At 41.1% G+C, this 22,697-nt stretch carries 24 protein-coding genes and 1 riboswitch; of the genes, 18 read left to right on the top strand and 6 right to left on the bottom strand.

The window, feature by feature from the left end; all coding sequences use genetic code 11:
- Positions 1-38: 38 nt before the first annotated feature.
- On the top strand, positions 39-632 hold the full coding sequence (locus ACZ42W_RS10825) for a 4Fe-4S dicluster domain-containing protein (RefSeq protein WP_464170699.1): 594 nt from the start codon (positions 39-41) through the stop codon (positions 630-632).
- A gap of 39 nt (positions 633-671) precedes the next feature.
- Here ACZ42W_RS10825 and ACZ42W_RS10820 read toward each other — a convergent pair whose 3' ends face one another.
- Positions 672-1,376 carry a Crp/Fnr family transcriptional regulator gene (locus tag ACZ42W_RS10820; RefSeq protein WP_464170697.1) on the bottom strand — a complete coding sequence of 235 codons (705 nt, stop codon included), beginning with the start codon at positions 1,374-1,376 and terminating at the stop codon, positions 672-674.
- Between the two features lie 165 nt (positions 1,377-1,541).
- Positions 1,542-1,678: riboswitch (molybdenum cofactor riboswitch) on the top strand.
- Here ACZ42W_RS10820 and ACZ42W_RS10815 point away from each other — a divergent pair.
- Positions 1,674-2,696 carry a molybdopterin-binding protein gene (locus ACZ42W_RS10815; protein WP_464170696.1) on the top strand — a complete coding sequence of 341 codons (1,023 nt, stop codon included), beginning with the start codon at positions 1,674-1,676 and terminating at the stop codon, positions 2,694-2,696. It overlaps the preceding riboswitch by 5 nt.
- An 81-nt stretch (positions 2,697-2,777) precedes the next feature.
- On the opposite strand, the gene ACZ42W_RS10810 is transcribed toward ACZ42W_RS10815, so the two are convergent.
- Both ACZ42W_RS10810 and ACZ42W_RS10805 read right to left on the bottom strand, forming a co-directional pair.
- Complete coding sequence (locus ACZ42W_RS10810) at positions 2,778-4,175, bottom strand: VWA domain-containing protein (RefSeq protein WP_464170694.1); 1,398 nt, start codon at positions 4,173-4,175, stop codon at positions 2,778-2,780.
- Positions 4,176-4,186: 11 nt separating this feature from the next.
- The gene (locus ACZ42W_RS10805) at positions 4,187-5,098 is read right to left on the bottom strand and encodes an AAA family ATPase (RefSeq protein WP_464170959.1); all 912 of its coding nucleotides are present in this window, start codon (positions 5,096-5,098) and stop codon (positions 4,187-4,189) included.
- 167 nt (positions 5,099-5,265) lie between these two features.
- Here ACZ42W_RS10805 and ACZ42W_RS10800 point away from each other — a divergent pair, with 167 nt between their 5' ends.
- The 5 genes from ACZ42W_RS10800 (at position 5,266) to ACZ42W_RS10780 (ending at position 11,090) form a co-directional block, all read left to right on the top strand.
- Entirely contained in the window at positions 5,266-5,679 is a 414-nt protein-coding gene (locus ACZ42W_RS10800) for a NifB/NifX family molybdenum-iron cluster-binding protein (RefSeq protein ID WP_464170693.1), read from the top strand.
- A 433-nt stretch (positions 5,680-6,112) separates the two neighbouring features.
- Positions 6,113-7,261 (top strand): PRK06851 family protein, encoded by a 1,149-nt coding sequence (locus ACZ42W_RS10795; protein ID WP_464170691.1) that lies wholly within the window; start codon positions 6,113-6,115, stop codon positions 7,259-7,261.
- 178 nt (positions 7,262-7,439) lie between these two features.
- Positions 7,440-8,450, top strand: a complete 1,011-nt coding sequence (gene gap / locus ACZ42W_RS10790; RefSeq protein ID WP_464170689.1) for a type I glyceraldehyde-3-phosphate dehydrogenase — start codon at positions 7,440-7,442, stop codon at positions 8,448-8,450.
- Positions 8,451-8,587: 137 nt separating this feature from the next.
- Positions 8,588-10,324 (top strand): pyruvate kinase, encoded by a 1,737-nt coding sequence (pyk, locus tag ACZ42W_RS10785; RefSeq protein ID WP_464170687.1) that lies wholly within the window; start codon positions 8,588-8,590, stop codon positions 10,322-10,324.
- Positions 10,302-11,090 (top strand): DeoR/GlpR family DNA-binding transcription regulator, encoded by a 789-nt coding sequence (locus ACZ42W_RS10780; RefSeq protein WP_464170685.1) that lies wholly within the window; start codon positions 10,302-10,304, stop codon positions 11,088-11,090. Before pyk ends, ACZ42W_RS10780 begins: the two co-directional genes overlap by 23 nt.
- Positions 11,091-11,125: 35 nt before the next feature.
- Here the strand turns inward: ACZ42W_RS10780 and ACZ42W_RS10775 are convergent, their stop codons facing one another.
- A complete protein-coding gene (locus tag ACZ42W_RS10775) occupies positions 11,126-11,377 on the bottom strand; it encodes a hypothetical protein (RefSeq protein WP_464170684.1) in 252 nt (83 codons plus the stop codon).
- 173 nt (positions 11,378-11,550) lie between these two features.
- Between ACZ42W_RS10775 and ACZ42W_RS10770 the strand changes: the two genes are divergently transcribed.
- Positions 11,551-11,772, top strand: coding sequence for a hypothetical protein (locus tag ACZ42W_RS10770; RefSeq protein ID WP_464170682.1), 222 nt, complete (start codon positions 11,551-11,553; stop codon positions 11,770-11,772).
- Between the two features lie 71 nt (positions 11,773-11,843).
- Here the strand turns inward: ACZ42W_RS10770 and ACZ42W_RS10765 are convergent, their stop codons facing one another.
- Positions 11,844-12,017 (bottom strand): DUF896 domain-containing protein, encoded by a 174-nt coding sequence (locus ACZ42W_RS10765; RefSeq protein WP_464170681.1) that lies wholly within the window; start codon positions 12,015-12,017, stop codon positions 11,844-11,846.
- A gap of 148 nt (positions 12,018-12,165) precedes the next feature.
- On the opposite strand from ACZ42W_RS10765, the gene ACZ42W_RS10760 reads away from it, so the two are divergent.
- From ACZ42W_RS10760 to ACZ42W_RS10720, 9 genes are all read left to right on the top strand, one after another.
- Entirely contained in the window at positions 12,166-13,599 is a 1,434-nt protein-coding gene (locus tag ACZ42W_RS10760) for a peptidoglycan DD-metalloendopeptidase family protein (protein WP_464170679.1), read from the top strand.
- Between the two features lie 91 nt (positions 13,600-13,690).
- Positions 13,691-14,101: an acyl-CoA thioesterase gene (locus ACZ42W_RS10755; protein WP_464170677.1), complete on the top strand. Its 411-nt coding sequence runs from the start codon at positions 13,691-13,693 to the stop codon at positions 14,099-14,101.
- 119 nt (positions 14,102-14,220) lie between these two features.
- Positions 14,221-14,343 (top strand): hypothetical protein, encoded by a 123-nt coding sequence (locus ACZ42W_RS10750; RefSeq protein ID WP_464170675.1) that lies wholly within the window; start codon positions 14,221-14,223, stop codon positions 14,341-14,343.
- Between the two features lie 179 nt (positions 14,344-14,522).
- Positions 14,523-15,368 (top strand): DegV family protein, encoded by an 846-nt coding sequence (locus ACZ42W_RS10745; protein ID WP_464170673.1) that lies wholly within the window; start codon positions 14,523-14,525, stop codon positions 15,366-15,368.
- A gap of 20 nt (positions 15,369-15,388) precedes the next feature.
- On the top strand, positions 15,389-16,657 hold the full coding sequence (locus ACZ42W_RS10740; RefSeq protein WP_464170671.1) for a D-alanyl-D-alanine carboxypeptidase family protein: 1,269 nt from the start codon (positions 15,389-15,391) through the stop codon (positions 16,655-16,657).
- A 301-nt stretch (positions 16,658-16,958) separates the two neighbouring features.
- The gene (locus ACZ42W_RS10735) at positions 16,959-18,041 is read left to right on the top strand and encodes a hydrogenase small subunit (protein ID WP_464170669.1); all 1,083 of its coding nucleotides are present in this window, start codon (positions 16,959-16,961) and stop codon (positions 18,039-18,041) included.
- Positions 18,042-18,043: 2 nt separating this feature from the next.
- Positions 18,044-19,600, top strand: a complete 1,557-nt coding sequence (locus ACZ42W_RS10730; RefSeq protein WP_464170667.1) for a nickel-dependent hydrogenase large subunit — start codon at positions 18,044-18,046, stop codon at positions 19,598-19,600.
- A 41-nt stretch (positions 19,601-19,641) separates the two neighbouring features.
- Complete coding sequence (gene cybH / locus ACZ42W_RS10725) at positions 19,642-20,271, top strand: Ni/Fe-hydrogenase, b-type cytochrome subunit (RefSeq protein WP_464170664.1); 630 nt, start codon at positions 19,642-19,644, stop codon at positions 20,269-20,271.
- 71 nt (positions 20,272-20,342) lie between these two features.
- A complete protein-coding gene (locus ACZ42W_RS10720) occupies positions 20,343-20,843 on the top strand; it encodes a HyaD/HybD family hydrogenase maturation endopeptidase (protein WP_464170662.1) in 501 nt (166 codons plus the stop codon).
- A 44-nt stretch (positions 20,844-20,887) separates the two neighbouring features.
- On the opposite strand, the gene ACZ42W_RS10715 is transcribed toward ACZ42W_RS10720, so the two are convergent.
- Complete coding sequence (locus ACZ42W_RS10715) at positions 20,888-21,064, bottom strand: DUF1540 domain-containing protein (protein ID WP_464170660.1); 177 nt, start codon at positions 21,062-21,064, stop codon at positions 20,888-20,890.
- Positions 21,065-21,286: 222 nt separating this feature from the next.
- Here ACZ42W_RS10715 and miaB point away from each other — a divergent pair, with 222 nt between their 5' ends.
- Positions 21,287-22,633 (top strand): tRNA (N6-isopentenyl adenosine(37)-C2)-methylthiotransferase MiaB, encoded by a 1,347-nt coding sequence (gene miaB / locus ACZ42W_RS10710; RefSeq protein ID WP_464170658.1) that lies wholly within the window; start codon positions 21,287-21,289, stop codon positions 22,631-22,633.
- The last annotated feature ends 64 nt before the right edge of the window (positions 22,634-22,697 follow it).

Below are 22,697 nucleotides of genomic sequence, written 5' to 3'. Positions count from 1 at the left end.
TAGCAATAAGTACTTCTTAACGTATTGGGGGATTAAACTTGATTGAGAATGCAGGATACAAATTGGAACACTGTCGAAAACACTGTGTAAAATCCTCTCAAGATTGGTCAGAACTCTATGCCCAACTTGAACAGCTCCTTAAGGATCTTGATATACCGACCCACTTGGCGAAGCGTTTCAACCAAGTACAATATCATTACATCCCTAAGATAGCTCTCGCAGGTTGTCCCAATGGATGTTCCCAACCTCAAATCAGAGATATTGGAATCTCAGGCTACCTCACCCCAAAAATGACAGATAATATCTGTTCAGGATGCCATCGCTGTATAAATTCTTGCGTCGAGAATGCCCTCACGTGGGAAAATAAGAAAGTGGTATTAGACTCTAAGCTTTGTCTGAACTGTGGCGATTGCATCCGAGCCTGTACAACAGGGCGGATCGCACCTGGAGATTCCGGTTGGATCTTCCATCTTGGTGGACGCTTAGGAAGGCATCCCCAACTCGCTAGAATTGCAGGCATTGAAAATGATAACGAAGAGGTAATCAATAAAATTAAGAATATCTTTGAAGACTATTTTGAGAATGCTCTACCTGAAGAAAGGCTCAATCGCTACCTTGATCGTCAAAGATAGAGACCCTCTAGAACTTGCTTCTAACTACTCCGAATTATTCTACTCCGAATTATTCCGTTCATGTACCCAACGTTGCAAATCCTCAATAGATTTTACTTTAATCTGTTTCTTCTCCATTTGAAGAATCCCCAAATCCTTCAACTCTCCTAAAATTCGGCTTACAGATTCACGAGCTAGACTACACATCCCAGCAAGATCAGTAGCAGAGAGTGGAACAGATATCAAAACTCCATCGGAAACGGATCGCCCATGCACGTGAGCTAAGGCAAAAAGCTTTGCGCCCACTCGTGATCGAGCATCGCCTAGCGCCACATTCTTAAGCTGACGATAGGCTCGACGAAGATCCAATGCCATGATTTGATAAAACGCCCATAGCGTTTCGGGGTTCTCTTTTATATAACGCATTAATGATTTTCTATCCAGGACAAAAACTTCCGAAGCTTCTGTTGCTATCACAGCATAGGGGTAATTCTTGCCATCGAGTATTGTTTCTGGGAAAAAGGCAGGAGCCTGAAGAACGCGAAAAATCTTCTCCGTGAATTCGCTCATAAGCAAAATTTGTACTCTACCTTGAAGTAAAAAAAACGTTAAATTTCCTTCTTCCCCGGAAAAGAAGAGAAACTGCTTTGCGGCATAATGACGTACCCGTCCATGAGTTAAACAAAATTCCCAAAATGACTCAGGTAATTCTCCCCAAAGGGCATTCTTTTTAAATAGATCGAACCCGTTGTTTATACTCGTCATGAAGTAATTCAACCTCCCTTCTTAATTTGCAATCCTTTATCAATGAATTCTAGAATATATTAAAAGAACCTCTGTATTCTTAAAATACATAACATTAAACTTGTCAAGTAATAAAGAAGTTTCGAATAAAAAAAACCTTTGTTAAAGAATACACTTTTCATGATATAATATCAATAAAACCGAGCCTAAAATCCTAAAGAAATATCCATGGTTTTGGGCCGTTTCAGGTTGACCTGAAACCGGGGTGTGTTTAGAAATGGACATGCCTTCCGTCAAAGAAAAGGAGGATAATATTTCATGCAAAAAATTCGAGTACAAGACGCCATTGGAGCAGTGCTTATGCACGACATGACGCAGATCATCCCTGGTGAAACAAAGGATGCGCGTTTTCGTAAAGGGCACATTGTAAAAGAGGAAGATATCCCGGTATTACTCAGCATGGGTAAAGAGCATATTTATGTTTGGGATCAAACACCCGGACTAATTCATGAAGATGAAGCAGCCGAACGCCTAGCTAAAGCAATTGCCGGGCCAGGTCTCAGTTTTAGCGAGACAAAAGAGGGTAAAGTCAATCTGATCGCCGATCAAGACGGCTTGATTTACACTTCTGAAGAAGGTATCTATTCCTTAAATTCTCTGGAATATATCATACTTGCTACACTTCATAACCATCGACCTGTGAAAAAGGGTCAGAAAATTGCTGGAACCCGCGTTGTTCCACTTATGATCGATGAACACGTTATCTTAGAAGCAGAGAGAATTGCCCATGAATTTAAAGAACCTCTACTTCAAATTCGCCCACTTCAGTCCAAGAAAATCGGAGTCGTTACGACTGGAAGTGAAGTCTACCACGGACGAATTGAAGATAAATTCGGACCTGTGCTCCAGAATAAAGTAGCCGAGTGGGGATCAATTCTTATAGGACAAACCTTTTCAGATGACAATGTGGAAATGATTCAAGAGAAAATCCGTGAACATCTAGCAAATGGCGCAGAGATGGTCCTCGTAACTGGAGGAATGTCCGTTGATCCAGACGATCTCACGCCTACTGCGATAAAAGGACTAGGTGGGGAACTAATAACCTATGGTACGCCTGTTTTGCCAGGTGCGATGCTCTTGCTAGCCTACCTTGACGGAATCCCAATCATGGGACTGCCAGGATGTGTAATGTATTCGAGAAAGACAGTATTTGATCTTGTAGCTACCCGTATCCTTACAGGCGAACGTCTAAGCAGGTTAGAGATTGCAAAATACGGACATGGTGGCCTTTGTCTGGAATGCCCTGTATGCACGTATCCCCACTGTCATTTTGGAAAATGATTATAACGATATCAATATAGAATGAGAGAGGCTTAAGGGCCTCTCTCATTTTGATTATAAAGAGGTTCTCTTGACCGTCAGTTAAAAAACTTCCCTTGCAATTCTCCAGACATCGTCTATCGTTCGGCATCGAAAGACCCGAGTACAATAAGGCTTATATTCTCGCATAAGGTTATCTCGATCCCCCCATTCTCTTTCCTCTAAAGGATTAAGCCAATAGACACGCCTTACTTTCTCTTGAATCTCTTTCAAATATTCCGCTTGTGAAGGCCTAAAATTATTCCTGCCATCGCCGAGTATCAAAAGTGTGGCACGGGTGGAAATTTCAGATAACCAATCTTTCGAAAACTCATTAAGAATTCTTCCATAATCAGTAAATCCTGACGAGTTTTTGCGGCTCCACGCATGGATTTGCTCCAGAGAATCCTCGGCCTCCACCCAATTATCATAGGATATATCCCATATGACATCGATAAAAAGATAGATACGTACTCTTCGAAAACAAGACTTAACCCTTTTGATTAAGAAAAGAAGGAATTGCGAAAAGGGTGCGACAGAATTCGAGACATCACATAAAACGACGAGTTCGGGACGCTGTAGTGCGTATTTTTCGAATTCTAAACGGTAGATCAACCCATTACCCCGTACCATTTCTCGAAGGGCAGAGGATAATCGAATCCCCCCGCGATTCGCCCTCTTCTTGCGCCACCCAGGACGTGCCGCAAGATTCTTACCCATTTGCCGTAGAGCCTGATGTACTACATTTTCCTCTTGGAGAGTAAAGTGATTCAAGGGTTTATAGCGCCAATTTACTTTTCGCAGGGGGTCCCAACGGTTTCCTGATTCCATTCGATAGATTAATAGTACTTTACGTATCTGTTGATCCCATAAATTTCGAAATTCTTCAAATTTCATCCAATCGGCTTCGAGTATCTCTCCACGTGAATTCGCAAGCTCCAGTGAATTAGCCCAAGAAAGAAACCCAGATTGACCTAGGATGAACTTTATCTGTTCTTCGAAATCTAAATCCTCCAGATCCTCTACTTCATCTATCTTACTCGGAAACCCTTTAAGTTTCATAAATTCCTTAACGTCGGGCATTCTAAACTCGAGTATAGAGGATTTCATTGAAGTCTCTTGTCCAGGATAGAGAGTTATCCCACAATTACCTGTCCCGAGACCTTGTTGTTGATTTCTATTTTGGTCGTCATGTCCTTCTTGACCACGACAATTTGGAGGGTCAAGTAACTCGCTATCCATTGAGTCATTCTTTAGGTTTTGAAAAAGCACTTGCCATACTAATTCAAAAAGGTCGAGATCTTCCCTACGATGAATAAATATAGTCCGAAACACGATTTGAGGTGCTAGATCGGAAAATCGGACAAGGACCTTCATAGTCTCCTGAATCTCTTGAATAGAAATAGGAATTCCTACTGCACGAAGTGCATAGATTAGCTTAAGAAAATTCCACCCGTTCATTTCCCTCTCTTTCATTCTTTATTTTGCCTCGGATCATACTCTGTCTGACCATTCTCTCTTTTTAAAGTCTCTATGTGCCAAATCTTAATACGCTCTTCAAGTTTAGCCAAATCTCCAGGATGTTTTAAAAGGATAGAAAGAGTTCCTGCCAATCTATCCAATTTAAGAGATTCCTGGTGTAGAATATTTAGCGCATGTGCAAAGTCCATACTTTCAGATACACTTGGTAATTTCCTAAGCGGGATTTTACGAATTTTCGCTACGAACTTACATACATCACGAATCAGTGGCTCAGCAAGTTCAGGACACCTTTGCTTAAGAATTTGCACCTCGCGTTCTAAATCGGGATAAGACAAAAGGAGATGAATACAGCGTCTCCTTAATGCTTCTGATAATTCACGAGTATTGTTACTTGTTAATAGCACAATAGGGGAATTCTTTGCCTTGAAAGTCCCTACCTCAGGTATAGTGACCTGGAATTCTGCGAGAAGTTCAAGCAAAAAACTCTCAAATTCTTCATCGCTTTTATCAAGCTCATCAATCAGAAGTACGACGGGGTCTTCTGAAAGTACAGTCTGAAGTAGTGGCCTTGCTAACAGAAATTCAGGCCCATAGATATCCGTTTTGATCTCTTCCCAACTCGACAGTCCTGCTTGTAAACGCAATAGCTGTTTTGCATAGTTCCAATCATAGAGAGCCTTACTCAAATCCAAACCCTCATAGCACTGGAGCCGTATCAGCTTTCTGCCCGTACTCCGTGCCACTGCGAGTGCGAGTTGAGTTTTCCCGACACCCGCGGGTCCTTCGATAAGGCATGGTTTTTCTAGGGCAAGCGCCACAAATAAAGTAGTTCCTTGATCCTGACCTAATAGATATCCTTCTTGCTCCAATGACTCCATCATCGAACGTGCAGATTCCCACATAAAATCCATCTCACTTCCAATCTTTACTAAAATTTTACTCCCTTTGGCTGTCATTGACAATTCCTTATAGAAAAGCTAATATGGTTTATATAAACCCCCCCGGGGTAATAAATCATAAAGAACAACCTATACTTAATCATGATTATCCTGAAAGGAAGGGATTTATAATGAACAAAAAAATTGCAATCCCGACAGAAGATGGGAATGTTAACGCACATTTTGGTCGTAGCCAAGCTTTTACACTCTTTAATGTCCAAGACGGAAAAGTTACAGGTGGAGAGAATATTGATGCCAAAGGTTTTGAACATCAACATTCTGGAATTGCCCAACTTCTTAAATCCAAGGGAGTGGAAGCTGTAATCTGCGGTGGAATTGGTCCTGGTGCTATCACAGGTCTAGAAAACGCAGGTTTAGAAGTTCTACGTGGAGCGAGCGGTCCAGCCCGCGAAGTAGCACAATCCTATGCTGACGGAACCTTCGTATCAACAAATGCTGTCTGTAATCATTCTCATGGTAAGGAGGATCATCACCATTCTCAGGGTCACGGTCATCATGATGATCATGACCACCACAATCATTAAATCTTTACAGTTATTGCATATTCATAAATGCATTAACGAACAATAACTTTAAGGTTTCTTATACTTAGTCGTGGAAAGGATGGATATAGAATGGGAGCACACAAAAAAGTCTCGCGTCCCAAATCCCCTGTTACTGTGAAAGATCCTCACTACTCGCAGTACGATATCCAAAAGGAACGTAACATCTACGACCATACGGGCTATAAGAGACCTCACTAATTCTTCAGAGGGTGCGGGAATTCCTGCACCCTCTTTTTATTATTCTTACAGCTTATTTCTCCTCTCACTGATTTGCAGAATATCAATCTTGCATAATTCAGACTAGATGCTAGAGATTACCTTGAATTTTATAATCACACCCCGGCACTAATGTTAGCCCTCCTGAATACTATTAATGTTGCAGGAGCATACAGAGTTGAAAGGGGCGTAATTTATGTCTGACAAACCCGTTATTAAAAAAATGTTCCCTGGTGCCGTTACTTATCAAGGTTTCTACTCGTACTATCACTACATGATTGAACCTAATGCTCGACACATATACGTTATCAAAGGGGGACCTGGAGTCGGTAAATCTACGTTTATGAAAAAGTTGGGCCAAGAGATGCTTGCTGCTGGATATGATATCGAATACCATTGTTGTTCTTCAGACAACAACTCAATCGATGGACTTGTCATACCAGCTCTTGGTGTTGCTCTCCTAGATGGCACGGCTCCTCATGTTGTTGATCCCAAAAATCCGGGAGCGGTCGATGAAATCATTAACTTAGGTGAATATTGGGACGAGCCAATGATCCGTCAATTCAAAAAAGAGATCATATCCTGCAATCATCAGGTTAATCGATGCTTTCAAGCCTTATACTTCTCTCTCAAAGAATTGAAAAATGCGATGGATGAGTGGGAGTTCTATATCGAGCCTTGTCAGAATTGGAATCATATCAATCAACTCCTCTTCAAAGTTGAGAAAGACCTATTTAAAACCTTCACCAAAGGAACTGGTAAAACACGTCATCTATTTGCTTGGGCACATACACCACAAGGCAAAACTCAGTTTATTGACAGCTTGCTTCCAGGAGTGAAAACTCTGTATGTTCTTAGGGGACAGCCAGGAACCGGCAAAGCCACCTTCCTCGCAAAATTAGAAAATCGCGCCAAAATGCTGGGGCTAAGCACCGAGTCATACCATAGCACCTTAGAGCCTGAAAAACTAGATCTTCTCATTCTACCAGAACTCGAAACGGCTTTAGTTATTTCATCCGAGCAGTACACTTACAACCCTGGATTCAAAGGAACTATAATTTCACTTGATTTTGATTCGTGCTTAGATTCAAATGCATTGCAATCCTATATGGAAGATATAGCTTCATGCCGCGACCGCATTAATCATAGTTTTGAAAGAGCTTTATTGAATTCAAAGCGGGCAAAGAAACTTCATGATTTAATGGAGACCTATTACATTCCTGCCATGAACTTCTCAGAAATCGAGAAAAAGCGATTGTCCGTACTTCAAAGCATCTTAAATATCGCTGAAGAAAAAGCCATTGCAGTCAACTCAGAAGATACAAATATATGCAAAAAAGTATAGCCTAATAAAATTTTCCTTGCAAAGCAAAAGCTTTGCAATTTTTTTGCCTTAAGTGGGAAATATAAACAAGAATTTTGAATAAAAATACCCTAAAGTATAGCCAAGGTGCAGAAGGGTTTTGTTCAAATGTGCAGAATATATGTTTATACAAACAATATATAGGGAGGTAAAGACACATATGACTGTTCGAATTGCCATAAACGGCTTCGGTCGTATCGGAAGACTTTCACTGAGAGCCGCTATTGAAAGTAATGCGCCAATCGATATTGTCGCAGTAAACGACCTGGGGAGCCCAGACCTTTTAGGACATCTTTTTAAATATGACTCAATTCATGGAATTTTACCCTATGAAGTAGAAGTCAAGGAGAACACTCTCGAAGTAAATGGCCATACGATTCAACTTCTCGCTGAGAAAAATCCTGAAAACCTTCCTTGGAAAGACCTCGGAGTAGACTTAGTGATTGAATCGACGGGTCGCTTTACAGAACGGGATAAAGCAGCGCTTCATCTCCAGGCAGGAGCCAAAAAGGTCATTATTTCCGCACCAGCTAAAAACGAGGATATTACTATTGTTATGGGAGTTAATGACGATAAATATGATCCTTCAGAACATCATATAATTTCGAATGCATCCTGCACAACGAACTGCCTAGCACCCGTCGCTAAGGTTTTGCTTGATGAATTTGGAATTGAGCAGGGAATGATGACGACCACTCATTCTGTCACGAATGACCAGCGTATTTTAGATTTGGAACATAAAGACTGGAGAAGGGCTAGAGCTGCCTTCCAATCTATGATCCCCACGACAACAGGTGCAGCAAAAGCTGTCGCACTTGTACTTCCAGAACTTAAAGGAAAACTAAATGGATTAGCGGTACGAGTACCCACACCTAATGTTTCACTCGTGGATTTCGTAGCTAATCTAACTCGACCGGTAACTAAAGATGAGGTGAATCAAAAATTACGAGAAGCGGCTGAAGGGAAATTAAAGGGATATCTAGCTTATACTGATCTTCCACTTGTCTCACACGATTTCAATGGAAATCCTCATAGTTCCATAATCGATGGACTTTCCACTATAGTGCTTGGAGATCGAATGGTCAAAGTATTAGCTTGGTATGATAACGAATGGGGTTATTCTAATAGAATTATTGATCTAGTCAAATTAATTGTAGCAAAAGGATTATAGATTACAATCTGAGTCTCAGAAAGAATACTTATCTCTTTATTATGCATCTAAAGAAGAGGTTTTCGCCTCTTCTTTAAGGTGTTTTTTAATTAAAAATTATATAATAGCAAAAATTTTCGACTTGATGGAGGACTAGAATGAGAAGAACTAAGATTGTTTGTACTATCGGACCAGCGAGCGAATCCAGCGAAAAAATTCAGCAACTTCTTAATGCCGGAATGAATGTTGCGCGTTTAAACTTTTCACACGGAACACATGCTGAACACGGCAAACGTATTCAAACATTAAGAAATGAAGCTCAAAAGCTTGGGAAGCACTTGGGAATTCTCTTAGACACAAAGGGCCCAGAGATTCGTACTGGAATGGTACCTGATCAAGGGATCCAGCTAAAAAGCGAAGCTACCTTTATCTTAGACACTGATTTACAAACTCTAGGATCACCGGAAAGAGTAGGGATTACATATCACGAACTTTGGAGAGAGGTTAAATCAGGTACACATATTCTCCTTGACGATGGACTCATTGATTTAAGGGTCGAGTCAATTGAAGAAAGTAAAATTACCACTATTGTCCAAAATGGAGGACTCCTTAAGTCTCAAAAGGGTGTCAATGTTCCTGGAATTTCTATTCAGCTTCCTGCCGTTACAGAAAAAGACCGAGAAGACATTCTTTTTGGGATCCGAGAGGGAATTGATTTCATCGCTGCTTCCTTTACTCGTAAAGCCTCTGATATTCTAGCCGTTCGCCGTATTGTTGAGGAACAAGGCGCTAATATAAAAATTATAGCTAAGATTGAAAGTCGGGAAGGAATCATCAACTTAGATGGTATCTTGGAAGTTGCCGATGGGCTGATGGTCGCGCGTGGCGATTTAGGTGTCGAAATCCCCGTTGAGGAAGTCCCGATTCATCAAAAAGAAATGATTAAGAAGTGTCACCTCCTTGGCAAGCCTGTCATAGTTGCAACTCAAATGCTGGATTCTATGATACGCAACCCTAGACCAACACGGGCAGAAGCAAGTGATGTCGCCAACGCGATTTTAGATGGCACCGATGCAATTATGCTTTCTGGTGAAACAGCTGCTGGCTCATATCCTGTCGAAGCAGTAGAAATGATGAATAAGATTGCCCTACAGACTGAAAGTCATTATTTTGATGGCCGTTCCCCACGACATCCACATTTAAACGTCGCTGAAGCGATCAGCCATGCAAGTTATACGATTGCGAGAGATCTAGAGGCTGCAGCAATACTAACTCCTACACATTCTGGTCTTACAGCCCGTATGATTTCGAAATATCGGCCTGAATCTTTAATCATTGCAGCGACACCTTTTTCTCAAGTCGCCCGTCAGCTTTCTTTACAATGGGGGGTCTATCCACTCCTTATCCAAGAAAGTTCAGGAACCGACGAACTTTTGTCGATCGCAGTTAATGAAGCTATAAACCATAGCCTCATTCAGACAGGGGATGTGGTTGTCATTACCGCGGGGGTACCTGTTGGAAGAGTTGGAACAACCAATATGATTAAAGTTCAAGTGATTGGTAACGTCGTAACAAAGGGGACCGGAATCGGGCGAAAAGCCTATTCCGGACCTGCTAGGCTCATTACTTCAACAGATAGTACCCCATTTGCTCAGGGCGAGATTCTCATAGCACCATTTACAGATAAAGATTTAATCCCCATGATTGCGAAGGCAGGTGCCCTAATTTTGGAAGAGGGAGGATTAACCTCACATGGTGCAATTGCAGCATTGAATTATGGGATACCTGCCATTGTGGGTGCAAAAGATATCTTTACGAAGATAACGAATGGGCAAATACTAACCGTAGATGCTCTAGCAGGTGTTGTATACGATGGAACAGTTAGCATTCTCTAACCCGTCAGAGCGCCAACAAGCGATCTACTCACTTCTTCAGGAGCAAGGTTATCTAACCGTATCTGAACTTGCGCTTCACTTCGAAGTATCAGAGATGACAATTCGAAGGGATTTGAAGAGCTTGGCTTCGAATGGATTAATTCAACGCGAACACGGTGGAGCAGGTTATCCCTCGAATACCCATCAGGTAGATGATCTTTTTTTCAATCGTTTAGGGGAAGGCGAGAAGGAAAAGATAACTATAGGCAACGCAGCTGCGGCTTTAATCCAACCAGGAGAATCAATTATTCTTGATGCGGGGACTACCACCCTTGCAGTTGCTAAGGCAATTAAGCCGAAGGAACTGGTCGTGATTACAAATTCTGTTCCTATTTCCACTATTCTTACAGGTCAAGCTGGAATTTCTGTTCTACTGACCGGTGGAGAAGTAAGGGAATCTACGTATGCACTTGTTGGACCACTAGCCCGCTCAAGTTTGCGTAACTTTTATGCAGATAAACTTTTTTTAGGCGCATCAGGAATAAGCATAAGCCGAGGTCTTTCTACTTCTAATCTCCTTGAATCAGAAATAAAGCAAGCCATGATTCAATCGGCGAAGGAAGTTATTTTAGTTGCTCATAGTCATAAGTTCAGTGAAGTGTGTTATCACACATTTGCTGGGTGGGATAGTATACATACCCTAATTACAGATGAAAATATTCCTGCTTCAATATACCAAGAACTCTGTCAACGGGGTCTCCGAATTCTGATTGCCCCGCTATCCTAATGAAAAAATGACCGCCATGGGCGGTCATTTTTTCATTAGATGTTTATATGCTTCTTTCTTTGAGTCGGGTAATTTGTACTCATATCATCAACTAAATCCTTATCAATCGTACTATGTTCACGTTCATTTAATATTTCGATCATTCCAGCGTCACTTAATTCGCTAGCAATTTCGAATAAAGAATCCCGTTTATTTCGAGGAAGCTTGTTAACAAAGCGATTAATCTTGACTGGAGGAACCATGTTTCGGAACTTCACTCCACCATATTTGATTACTCGTTCCGGCAAAAAAATCCCCTCCTTTACAAAAATTCTAGACTTAGTATGCATAAACTTCAGATAAAAAATACTTGGCTACATTTATTTCTTATATACACATATTAACAAATTAAATAAAACTATAATTCACAAACATTCCTTTTATGTTAAAATCAATTAAAGCTCAGTATTAGAGGTGATGAATGATGGGTAATAATCCACGACTTCTTTGTCGTTGTGGCTTTGAACATGATGGTGAAGGGTATATTGAATTTCGTCGTGATGCAGTGAGTAATAGAATGAAATTATTTTGCCAGAAATGCGGTAAGCGCCTATTCCCAGAATACATTACCACAAGTAGTCGTGAATTTCGTGAGATCTTTCTCAGTGATGACTCCAAGAGCATGTCCAATATCCACACCTAACCATCAAAAAAGCAAACCATAAAATGTTCCTAAAGCCTAGCTCCGAACTATCGGAGCTAGGCTTTAGGTTGTTATTGCTGTTCTCCTTTAACTTGACTTAAAGTATCCCTAACTTGACCTCGAATAAAACTAAGATACTCTTGTCGAAGAGCTTCTTGCTCTGCGCATTCCCAATCTTCTAATCCCGTAGAACGTTGCTTACGAGAAAGTTCATTGATCCTCTGAATTAAAGTATTTATCTCCATATCCGATTACTCCTTTAGATTAAAGTCAAATCATGTCATATTATATCACAACTGGTTAAAAATAAATATTTTCAGTTGGGATAGAGATATTTATGGTATAATAGGAATCGTGACTTGTCCAATAGGGAAGGGGGCTTGAGTTATAAATTTGAATTATAAATCTTTAAAAGAAAACTTTCTCAAATCGGTCAAGATTTTCCCAACTTCTAAATTTAAGTCATGGAAATCTCCCAAAATTATAGTGGGGGGGACAACCTTAACCGCCTTGTTAATAGGCGGTGCAATTTATCTTCAAGTAACCGTATCAGCCACTGCCCTACTAGTAAATGACCAACAGATTGGCCTTGTTTCGACCCCAGAAGATGGTAGAAAAATTTTAGAACGCATATTAGCAACCAAAGGAGATCCGGTCGGGCAAGTAGCCAAGACACACGACAAAATAGATTATAAGACCCTTCGTATAAAAAAAGGAGTTTTCCTACAAAATCAGCTCTCAGAAGGAGAACTTCAAAATCTAGTGAGTACATATACCGAGGGGTATGAACTTAATATAGCGAATGAAACCATTGCGGTTCTTGCCAGCAAAGAAGAGTTAGACCACGTTCTTCAATCCTATCAGGAACTCTACGCCATGCCCAGTGAAAATAACAAGATTTCTTCCGTAGAATTCAGCGAAAGCCCCTTGTCCAAGCAGGTTGAAGTTCAACCCGAAGAAATCACTTCGTCTGAAAAAGTATTAACTTTACTAAAAGAAGGGAAGCAGACCAAAAAGGAATACGTTGTTCAAGCAAATGATTCGTGGTGGCTTATTGCAAGAAAAAACGATATGAAGACCAAGGAAGTCCTAGCTGGAAATCCAGGTAAGACAGAAGATAGTACTTTGCAAATTGGACAAAAAATAAACTTAGTTTCTGTAACACCATACCTCACGGTTATCAGCAAAGGAGTATATACGGGAACAGAAACAATCCCCTTTGATGTAGTCTCCAAAACTGACTATAACGTAGCTAGCGGACAAACGGTAGTAAAGCAGCAGGGGAGCGATGGCAGTAAAACCGTAACTTATTCTTACGTTCAAGAAAATGGTCAAAATGTTGAAAGAAAAGTACTTGTGGAAACGATAACAAAAAATCCAGTGAATCAAATCATTGCTAAGGGACCTTCTCGAACGCCAGTGACTGTAGCTTACAGTACGTCACGTGGATCTGGAGAAGTATCCGGTTTAGGATGGCCATTGCGAGCAGGAATCAACTCTTACTATGGGTATCGTTGGGGAAGCTTTCATACAGGAATTGATATCGCTGGCGATAAGGGAGACCCTTTTATGGCTGCAGCGGATGGAAAAGTAACTACCGCAGGCTGGGGCGGTGGATTTGGAAATATGATTCTAATCGACCATGGTAATGGAGTAGTTACACGTTACGGTCATGCTACGAAACTCCTTGTATCTGTTGGTCAACAAGTGAGTAAAGGGCAGACGATTGGTTTAGTCGGGTCGACGGGGCGTTCAACTGGACCGCACCTTCATTTTGAAGTAATTGTCAATGGAGATACGGTTAACCCGTTGAATCATTTGCCATAATAACTAATAAATCCTTGAGAATAAATCTTAAACTTTTTAGCGCCAAAGGCGCTTTTCTTTTAGTAAAATTTGAATATGGTAGGTGCTCAGAATGATTTTAACCTCAAGAACTCCGCTTCGAGTGCGTTATGCTGAAACAGACAAGATGGGAATTGTTTATCATTCCAACTATCTAATCTGGTTTGAAGTAGGCCGTGCAGAACTATTTCGTGAGGCCGGATTGCCGTATACAATCTTTGAAGAACATGGTCTAGGGCTCGCTGTAATCGAGGCCTCATGTAAATATCGGCGTTCAGCGTTATATGATGATAATTTGATCATTGAAACGAGGGTGGAAAGCTTCTCATCACGTAAAGTGACATTTACTTACCGAGTTTTACGCGACGATATTGTGTTAGCACAGGGAAAAACAGTTCACGTTTTTATTAATAAAGATGGGAAGATCTCTGATGTTCGTAACTATCCCATATGGGAAGATATTCAAAGAATATTAGGAGACTAAATTAAATATTGGCTAATTATTTTTTTTATGTTCAAGTTCTCGAATATTGATATGCACTGAGCATTATGGTATTATGTATACATAATACGAAAATACATAATACGCAAGGAGGATTTTCTATGTTTCTTGTAACTTGGATTGAAGGCGAAGAAGTCAACTATCGTCTCGTAAAGAAACAAGAGCTTCCTAACTTTGTTGAGGCACTCGGTCAACACGTAATCATTCAAAACCTAGCTTCTTAACGTTACTCGAGGTAACTTCCTTTATTAAGTGTTTAAAACTCAAAATATAGTTTAAACTAAGAATAATTGCCCACGATAAGTGGGCTTTTTCTTTGCGTTTTAATATTTAAGCAGGAAAAACACTCTTTTCCCCGAATAAAATATATTCAAGCTTCGATGTTTTTAAAGGAGGGCTCACTATGAGTTTTGTTGTCCTTGTGGACAGTTCTTCAGATATCCCACTTGAACGTAGCCAACAGGAAGGAATCGTTGTGGTTCCTATGCCGGTAAGCATAGAAGGTAAAACCTATTTAGAAGGGATTGAAATCTTTCCAGACGATTTTTATCCTCGGTTTTCAACATTTACCGAGCTTCCAAAGACTTCACAACCCAATCCAGGCACATTAAAAGAAACCTATGAAAAGATTTTAGCTCAAGGACACGAGGTTGTAGCAATTCATCTCTCTTCTGGGTTAAGCTCGACTTACACGACTGCACTACTTGTTCGTGATATGTGTTCCCAACCCGATAAAATTCATGTCATCGATAGCCTTGGTGCATCCTTAGGTTATGGACTATTAGCGTTACAAGCAAATCAGATACTCAAAAAATCTCATTCTTGGGAAGAGGCTGAACCCCAGATTCTTGAGCGACGAAAACAGATGAGATATATTTTTACTATTGACACTTTGGAATACCTTGTAAAAGGTGGACGAGTGAGTAAAACTGCAGGTTTTATCGGTGGTTTGCTTGATGTAAAACCCCTTCTCCATATTACTCCGGAAGGTCGGATAGAGCCTTTTGCAAAAGTGCGTTCACGGAAAGCAGCGATCCGTAAACTTATAGATGTAATGCTTGAGGAGATTCGGAATCCAGAGAATCAGGAAATCGGGATTTCACATGCCTATTGTCCTGAAGACGCTGAATTCTTAGCAAATGAAATTCGGAACCACATCCACGTCAAGGATATTCTGATTAGTAAAATTGGCTGCGTTGTGGGTAGTCATACTGGTCCTGGAACACTTACCTTATTCTATCAACGTTGACTATATAGGAGGAACACAACTTGAAGTCCGTCCTAGCAATATTCTTAGTACTACTTTGTTTTTTTCAAAGCGTTCCGCCACTTTATGCAACGCCTGAAGAAACACCTCCGGAAATACGGGGGGAAGCCGCTTATTTAATTGATGTACAATCCGGGCAAACACTCTATAGCAAGAACGGGGATAAGTTGCTTGCCCCTGCAAGCACGACGAAAATTATGACTGGGTTACTTGCAATCGAACATGGAAATTTAAATGAGGTCGTTACTGCTAGCCCTACTATGTTAAACTACAAAATCGTGTACGGCACAAGGATTTATATGGAACCCGGTGAACAACTTTTACTTGGCGACATGCTTTATGCCTTGCTTTTAAATTCTGCAAATGACGCCGCGGTCGCTATCGCTGAACATATCGGTGGAAGCCTCCCCCAATTTGTGACTCTTATGAATCAAAGGGCTCAAGAATTGGGACTGAAGGATACGACCTTTAAAAATCCAAGCGGCTTATCAGAGGAGGGGCATCAAACAACCGCTCATGACCTCGCTCGAATTGCCCAAGCAGCCTATTCCAACCCTATATTCAGGGATTATATCAAAACAAAAACTCATGTCATCCCTCGGTCAAAAGAGAATGTCCCTTTTGAAATGATTAATGAAAATAAACTACTATGGCAAGATTCAATGATAACAGGAATGAAAACAGGTTACACGGCCGCAGCAGGAAATTGTCTAGTTGCTTCCGCATCAAAAGATGGTCGAGACTTAATCGCAGTAATCCTAAAATCACCAGGTCGAGAGATTTATAAAGATATGTTAGATTTACTGGATTTCGGATTTAACAACTTCGAAAATACTATGTATAAACCCCTCGGTGACTCCATCAGCAAAATTCAAGTGAGAAACCAGGATGTCAATCTTGTGGCGCAAGAACCAATTTGGATAACTAAGAAAAAAGAAGTGTTGCCTCAGGATTCTAATACTATAGGACTTCTTGGTCCGCAGATTAAAATTCTTCCTGTCACTTCAGATCTAACTGAAGTTGTAGCGGGTCAAGTTCTAACCCAACTTGAGGTTTGGGAAGGGGATGAACGAATATCCGTCATTCCGCTTTCTGCAGATCGGACAGTAGAGCCTGAGCCCCAATTGCCAAAAAGTATTAGTAGGTTACCGTATCTGCTTATTCTACTTGCTGGGGGACTTCTCTTTAGTTTAAAACTCCGAAGAACGCTAACATTACGTCACATTAGTCGTACACGCTCAAAAAGAGAAAAGAGTCGAATGAAGGAATAAGGGAATAAGGGAATAAGGGAAGCCTATCATCTCCACTCCTTGTCGCTATATGCAAGTAATTAGTCATTTAACGAGGAACTATTCTGATTTTAGAATAGTTCCTCGTTTTTTTCATTCTTACGACATTTTTGCTTGTGATAGTAATAAGTTTCTCATATTCAGAAAAATCAGATAAATATTTCTCTTCTTAGCAGGAAAAAGAATTATCATCTCGAATACATTACAGCTATAGAAATCCCTATTATTTTTCATGTCCTATAAAGATTAATTTTAGAGGGTTCGATTCAATGGAGGTGTTCTAATGGGAAAGTTTGATTTACTTCAATCACATGGAGTCAGCCGACGCGACTTTATGAAGCTCATTGCTGCAACTACTGCCGCTCTTGGCTTGCCTGAAGTCATAGCTCCCCAAGCCGCAGAGGCTGTGGAGTCAGCACTAAAAAAACCCCCGATCGTATGGTTGCATGGCATGGAGTGCACAGGTTGCTCAGAATCCTTACTCGCAACTCTGAATCCATCCATAGAGGGACTAATTTTAAACTCACTATCAATTAGGTATCATGAGACAATTATGGCGGCCTCAGGAATGGTCGCAGAAAAAGCCTATGAAGATGCTCTTAAAGAAGATTTCGTTCTGGTAGTGGAAGGTTCCATACCCTCGAAAATTGACCAGTATTGTATGGTGGGGGGGAGGCCCTTCCGCGAGACTGTAATCGAAGCTTCTAAAAAGGCAAAAGCAATTATTGCCGTGGGCAGTTGTGCTACAGATGGAGCTGGAATCCCAGGTGCATGTGCAGTTGATGCAATTGGGGTGAGAGATCTCTTAAAGATGAATCAAATCACTACCCCCGTTATCAATCTTCCTTGCTGTCCCGTAAAACCGACAACACTTATCGGTACAATTACCTATTACCTAACCTTTAAAAAAGTCCCACAACTCGACGACCAAGCTCGCCCAGTAGCCTATTATGGAAAACTCCTCCATGATAACTGCCCTCGTCGTGGACAGTTTGAAGCTGGAAATTACCTAAAAGATTGGAATGACCCTGCACAAAAAGAATATTGCTTATTACTTAAAGGATGCAAAGGGCCCAAGACGTATACGGATTGTGCTCAAGTTTGGTGGAATGACAACGCAAACTTCTGTATTAATGCTGGATCTCCCTGTTCAGGCTGTTCTGAGTCTGACTTCTTCAATAAGTTTAGTCCACTTTATTCTAAGCAAGATTTCTTCACACTTCCCGGAATCGGTCAAATAAACGCCGATAGCGTGGGAAAAGTCGTGGGAGGAGCGGCAGTGGTTGGCGTTGGAGCACATCTGATTGCCTCGGCCGCAAGTGGGAGATTAAAGAATAATGCCTCAGTGCATGAGAAGGAGAAATAGACATGGCCAAAATCGTTATTGATCCAGTTACACGAATCGAAGGTCACTTAAAAATAGAGGTTGAAGTGAATAATGGTGTGGTCACGGATGCTAGAGCAATCGGGACCATGTATCGTGGGTTTGAAGCGTTATTAAGAGGCCGCGATCCTCGAGATGCTACCTATGTTACGGAAAGAACGTGTGGTGTATGTGCCGGCTCTCACGGCTGGGCATCTTCACTTGCGCTCGATCAGGCTTTTAATGCTAAGGTTCCTGCGGGGGGGCGAATTCTACGGAATCTAATTATAGGAGCCATGTGGCTTCATGACCATCCCCTCCATTTTTATCATTTGAGTGCCTTGGATTATATTGATATCACCGCCGTTGCAAAGTATCAAGGTAAAGACCCTAATCTTCTTGTCGTCAAGGACAAGATTAATAAACTCATCATGGCAGGGGATACTGCACCTTTGACCCCTCGTTATGAACCCGATCAATTCAGTGTCAATGATCCAGAACTCGTCACTCTCGCCGTTGCTCACTACTTAAAAGCACTCGAAATGCAAGCAAAGGCCAAGAAGATGTCCGCACTTTTCGCAGGAAAGCAACCCCACCAATCCTCGATTGTCGTGGGGGGAGTGACCATGCTTCCGAACATCGAAACGGTCGAGCAGTTCCGTTCGATGTTATTAGAGCAGATTGACTTCATTGAGAAAGTATACCTTCAGGATGTCATTACCTTTGGTACAGGGCCTCTACTTCCATTGGCTCAAGCAGGAGTCGGTGGTGGTTATGCTAATTTCCTTTCTTATGGCGGATTCGGTTTAGATGATGAAGGAAAAGATTTCTTCATAAAATCTGGACTTATTCTTAATGGAAACTTAAGTAATATCCTTCCAATCAATCAAGAAAAGATTACGGAAGATGTTCAATATGCTTGGTACAAAGATAGCCCAAATGGGAAAAACCCCTATGATTCTGATACTATTCCATATCTTGATAAGAAGGATGCCTATACCTTTGTCAAAGCTCCTCGCTATGATGGTAAACCCATTGAAGTCGGTCCACTGGCTCGAATGCTCGTTATGCAACCGAAAATTCTTATGGATCTTATTGCGAAGTACAATATCAAACCAGGCGCTGTTGCCCGTCATGCTGCTCGTGCTGTTGAGACTGTTCTACTAGCAAATGAAATGCTTAATTGGGTTGATGCTTTAGAGAAAGAAATGGTAAAAGGGTTAAAAATTCACGACACGGATCACTGGGAAGCACCTCAAACCGGACAAGGTGTTGGTATGACTGAAGTACCACGTGGAGCTTTGGGTCACTGGGTTAAAATCAAAGACCATAAAGTGGAAAATTACCAAATGGTTGTTCCGACGACTTGGAACTTTTCGCCAAAGGATGAACTTGGAAATCCTGGTCCACTAGAAAAAGCTCTCATCGGAGTTCCTGTACCCGATTCTAATAACCCTGTTAATATTGTTCGGGTCATTCGCTCCTTTGATCCTTGCTTAGCCTGCGCTATTCACCTTATTGACCCAAAGACAAATGACATACAGAAGTATCGCATGGGCTAATAAGGTTGGTACATAAAGGAATAGAAAGTGAGGGGAAAATCATGCCGAGTCCGTTAGATCACTCATTTCCACAACGAATTTCACATTGGATTAACTTAATTAATTTCCTAGCCTTGGGAGTTACTGGGTACTTTATTCATTCACCCTATCAAGGGATGCCGATGAATTTTATTCGCAACTTACATTTTATCTTTATGTATTCACTGATCATCAACGGCTTAGTTCGTTTTTATTACTCTTTTTTGGGAAAGCACAAGGATTACGATGCTTTTTTTCTCAATTCAGAAGATCTCAAGACTTTCTGGCCTCAACTCAAATACTATTTGTTCCTTGATAGAAAGCATCCGATGATCACAAACAAATACAACCCACTACAAAAACTTGCTTATATCGCAATGCCGATTATGGCTGTTGTTCAAATCATCACAGGTGCGATTCTTTACCTGCCTCTATACTTTCCCGCACTCACCACCTATTTTGGTGGACTTGCTGCTGTCCGAGGAATTCACTATGTTGTCATGTGGTTATTCTTCTCAATTATTTTAGCCCATGTTTACCTCGTCTTCACAGAAGCATATGATCAGTTTTGGCTTATGTTCTTCGGAAAATCGAAGAAGAAAAGTGTGCAGAAGCCGCTGAGTAACTCTGGAGAGTCTACTTCCTCGTACTAGGCTTGACGTTACACCTTCAATAAGCGTATCATTGTCGCATAACATGGTTATTGACAGAAAGGGTTAAACTTATGCAGAAACCTAGGATCATGGTCATGGGGGTAGGCAATATTCTTCTTTCAGATGAAGGGCTTGGGGTTCATTTTCTGAAGGAATTTTCTGAGGATTCACTCCCGGATAACATCGAACTACTAGAAGGTGGAACTGCAGGACTTGAACTTGTTCATCTCATCCAAGAAGTAGACTTTCTAATTATCATCGATGCAATTAACGCCAAGGATGAACCAGGTGCCATTTTTCGTTTCGAACCCGAGGAAATGAAGATATTACCAGAACGATATGAAGTTTCTTTCCACCAAGTAGGAATACTGGAAGTCTTAGCTATGGCCAACATTTTGGGCAGTGCTCCTCAGACCCTCATCTTTGGCATCCAGCCGAAGAGTCTCGAATGGGGATTAGACCTTAGTCCGGAAATCCTTGAAGTATTTCCGAAGATTAAGAATTTTGTTCTCAATGAGTTTAAAAGTATTGAAGAGGACGGGTGTTTTTGCCAGCTAGAGCAAGGTGTATAAAGAATTAAAAGGGAACCGGTGTTTTATCCGGTTCCCTCGTCTCATTATACCTTTTCGCTTAAATTACCGAGTTCAAATGTACCACAGTCTGTTGCTTCAGTTGTACGAACTTCTGCGTGGTGCTTTGTCACTTGAATCTCACCTGCATTACATAATTTTGCATCTTGGTTATACTTACATTCGACTACATTACAAGAAACCTGAGGATTTCCACTGGTCATTCCTATCACCTCCATGTGTAAGAATAACCAAAAAGACATCTCGTTATGCACTTCAATCGAACATGACTAGCGGCGCCTCTAGAATTGTGTTATCCTTTATTAGGTGTATTAAGCTACATTCACAATGCTCGTCCATGAAGGCGAGGAGTCATTGATATTTGGCGGAATGCTGTCACCGAGTCCATATTTTAGTTTTGATTAATCAGGAGTGAGTAATTCAAGATGTCAGAAGCTAAATCTAAATCTAAAAAGGTCGTTACCCTGGCCTATGGATGCCAAATGTCTGAGCGCGATGCCGAGACTTTAACTGAGATATCTGGCCAAAAAGGCTATGCTCGTTCTCAGGAAATTGATCAAGCTGATCTGATCATTGTCAATACCTGTTGTGTTCGCGAAAGCGCAGAAAATAAAATTCTGGGCAAGATCGGAGATCTTAAAAAACTGAAAGAAAAGAATCCTAATCTTAAAATCGCTGTGTCCGGGTGTATGGTACAACAACCTGGAGCCTTAGAACGACTCAAGAAGCGAGCTCCCCATGTCGATATCTGGGCCGGAACACATAATCTCCATGAATTTAATCGATTACTTGAAGAATCAAATCAAATGGGGAAAGTAGCAGAAGTTTGGGAAAAGCCCAAAGAAGCTATTGAGGCAGCTCCGCTTGCCGAAAAAGGCAAACTTAAAGCCAGCGTCAACATTAGTTACGGTTGCAATAATTTTTGCTCGTACTGCATTGTTCCGCATGTTCGAGGTCGGGAACGAAGCCGTAAACCCGAGGATATCCTTCATGAAATCGAAGAGCTCGTCAAATCCGGCTGTAAAGAGGTCACTCTACTTGGCCAAAATGTGAACTCCTATGGCCTTGAATTCGAGATACCCTATGACTTTTCCGATTTACTCAAAGACGTCGATAAAGTTATAGGATTATTACGGGTACGCTTTATGACATCCCATCCAAAAGATCTTTCTGATAAGCTTATTGAAACTGTAGCTACTGGAAAGCATTTATGTGAGCATTTCCATCTTCCTTTTCAGGCAGGAAGCAATGAAATACTACAACGTATGAATCGGAAATATACACGGGAATACTATCTTAGTCGTATTGAGAAAATTCTCGAGATAATACCTCACGCGAGTTTAACAACTGATATCATTGTTGGCTTTCCAGGGGAGACAGAAGAAGATTTTGAACAAACGCTTGATATGATAGAACGAGTTAATTATACTCAGGCCTACACCTTTATATATTCTAAGCGTTCAGGAACTTCGGCTGCCCAAATGACAGACCAAATCCCTCTTGATATCAAAAAGCGTCGACTCCAACGACTTATGAACCTCCAAAACGCAAAGAGTTTAGAATGGCGTCAAAAAATGCTGGGACATACCTATGAAGTTTTAGTAGAAGGCCCCAGTAAATCAAACCCAGATCGCTTAACTGGTCGTACAAGGGGAAATGAACTTGTTGTCTTCACGGGAGACCCACAGCTCATCGGTTCCCTAGTTCAAATCAAAATGCTTGAAGCCCGTTCCTGGACTCTATTGGGCGAGTTAGCAGAGGAAGATCAATAATCTTTTAAAATAATTCGGTGAATAATACAAATAAGGTGGCAGGAATCTCAGAAAAAGTGTAGAA

This window comes from Desulfitobacterium elongatum (assembly GCF_055378975.1).
This window is presented reverse-complemented; position numbering and strand designations above follow the sequence as displayed.

Bases quoted from the DNA above. Each gene is read 5' to 3' on its own strand.
- ACZ42W_RS10820 (WP_464170697.1), bottom strand. From the start codon at position 1,376: ATGACGAGTATAAACAACGGGTTCGATCTATTTAAAAAGAATGCCCTT.
- ACZ42W_RS10815 (WP_464170696.1), top strand. From the start codon at position 1,674: ATGCAAAAAATTCGAGTACAAGACGCCATTGGAGCAGTGCTTATGCAC.
- ACZ42W_RS10810 (WP_464170694.1), bottom strand. From the start codon at position 4,175: ATGAACGGGTGGAATTTTCTTAAGCTAATCTATGCACTTCGTGCAGTA.
- ACZ42W_RS10805 (WP_464170959.1), bottom strand. From the start codon at position 5,098: ATGTGGGAATCTGCACGTTCGATGATGGAGTCATTGGAGCAAGAAGGA.
- ACZ42W_RS10800 (WP_464170693.1), top strand. From the start codon at position 5,266: ATGAACAAAAAAATTGCAATCCCGACAGAAGATGGGAATGTTAACGCA.
- ACZ42W_RS10795 (WP_464170691.1), top strand. From the start codon at position 6,113: ATGTCTGACAAACCCGTTATTAAAAAAATGTTCCCTGGTGCCGTTACT.
- gap (WP_464170689.1), top strand. From the start codon at position 7,440: ATGACTGTTCGAATTGCCATAAACGGCTTCGGTCGTATCGGAAGACTT.
- pyk (WP_464170687.1), top strand. From the start codon at position 8,588: ATGAGAAGAACTAAGATTGTTTGTACTATCGGACCAGCGAGCGAATCC.
- ACZ42W_RS10780 (WP_464170685.1), top strand. From the start codon at position 10,302: ATGGAACAGTTAGCATTCTCTAACCCGTCAGAGCGCCAACAAGCGATC.
- ACZ42W_RS10770 (WP_464170682.1), top strand. From the start codon at position 11,551: ATGATGGGTAATAATCCACGACTTCTTTGTCGTTGTGGCTTTGAACAT.
- ACZ42W_RS10765 (WP_464170681.1), bottom strand. From the start codon at position 12,017: ATGGAGATAAATACTTTAATTCAGAGGATCAATGAACTTTCTCGTAAG.
- ACZ42W_RS10755 (WP_464170677.1), top strand. From the start codon at position 13,691: ATGATTTTAACCTCAAGAACTCCGCTTCGAGTGCGTTATGCTGAAACA.
- ACZ42W_RS10750 (WP_464170675.1), top strand. From the start codon at position 14,221: ATGTTTCTTGTAACTTGGATTGAAGGCGAAGAAGTCAACTATCGTCTC.
- ACZ42W_RS10745 (WP_464170673.1), top strand. From the start codon at position 14,523: ATGAGTTTTGTTGTCCTTGTGGACAGTTCTTCAGATATCCCACTTGAA.
- ACZ42W_RS10735 (WP_464170669.1), top strand. From the start codon at position 16,959: ATGGGAAAGTTTGATTTACTTCAATCACATGGAGTCAGCCGACGCGAC.
- ACZ42W_RS10730 (WP_464170667.1), top strand. From the start codon at position 18,044: ATGGCCAAAATCGTTATTGATCCAGTTACACGAATCGAAGGTCACTTA.
- cybH (WP_464170664.1), top strand. From the start codon at position 19,642: ATGCCGAGTCCGTTAGATCACTCATTTCCACAACGAATTTCACATTGG.
- ACZ42W_RS10720 (WP_464170662.1), top strand. From the start codon at position 20,343: ATGCAGAAACCTAGGATCATGGTCATGGGGGTAGGCAATATTCTTCTT.
- ACZ42W_RS10715 (WP_464170660.1), bottom strand. From the start codon at position 21,064: ATGACCAGTGGAAATCCTCAGGTTTCTTGTAATGTAGTCGAATGTAAG.
- miaB (WP_464170658.1), top strand. From the start codon at position 21,287: ATGTCAGAAGCTAAATCTAAATCTAAAAAGGTCGTTACCCTGGCCTAT.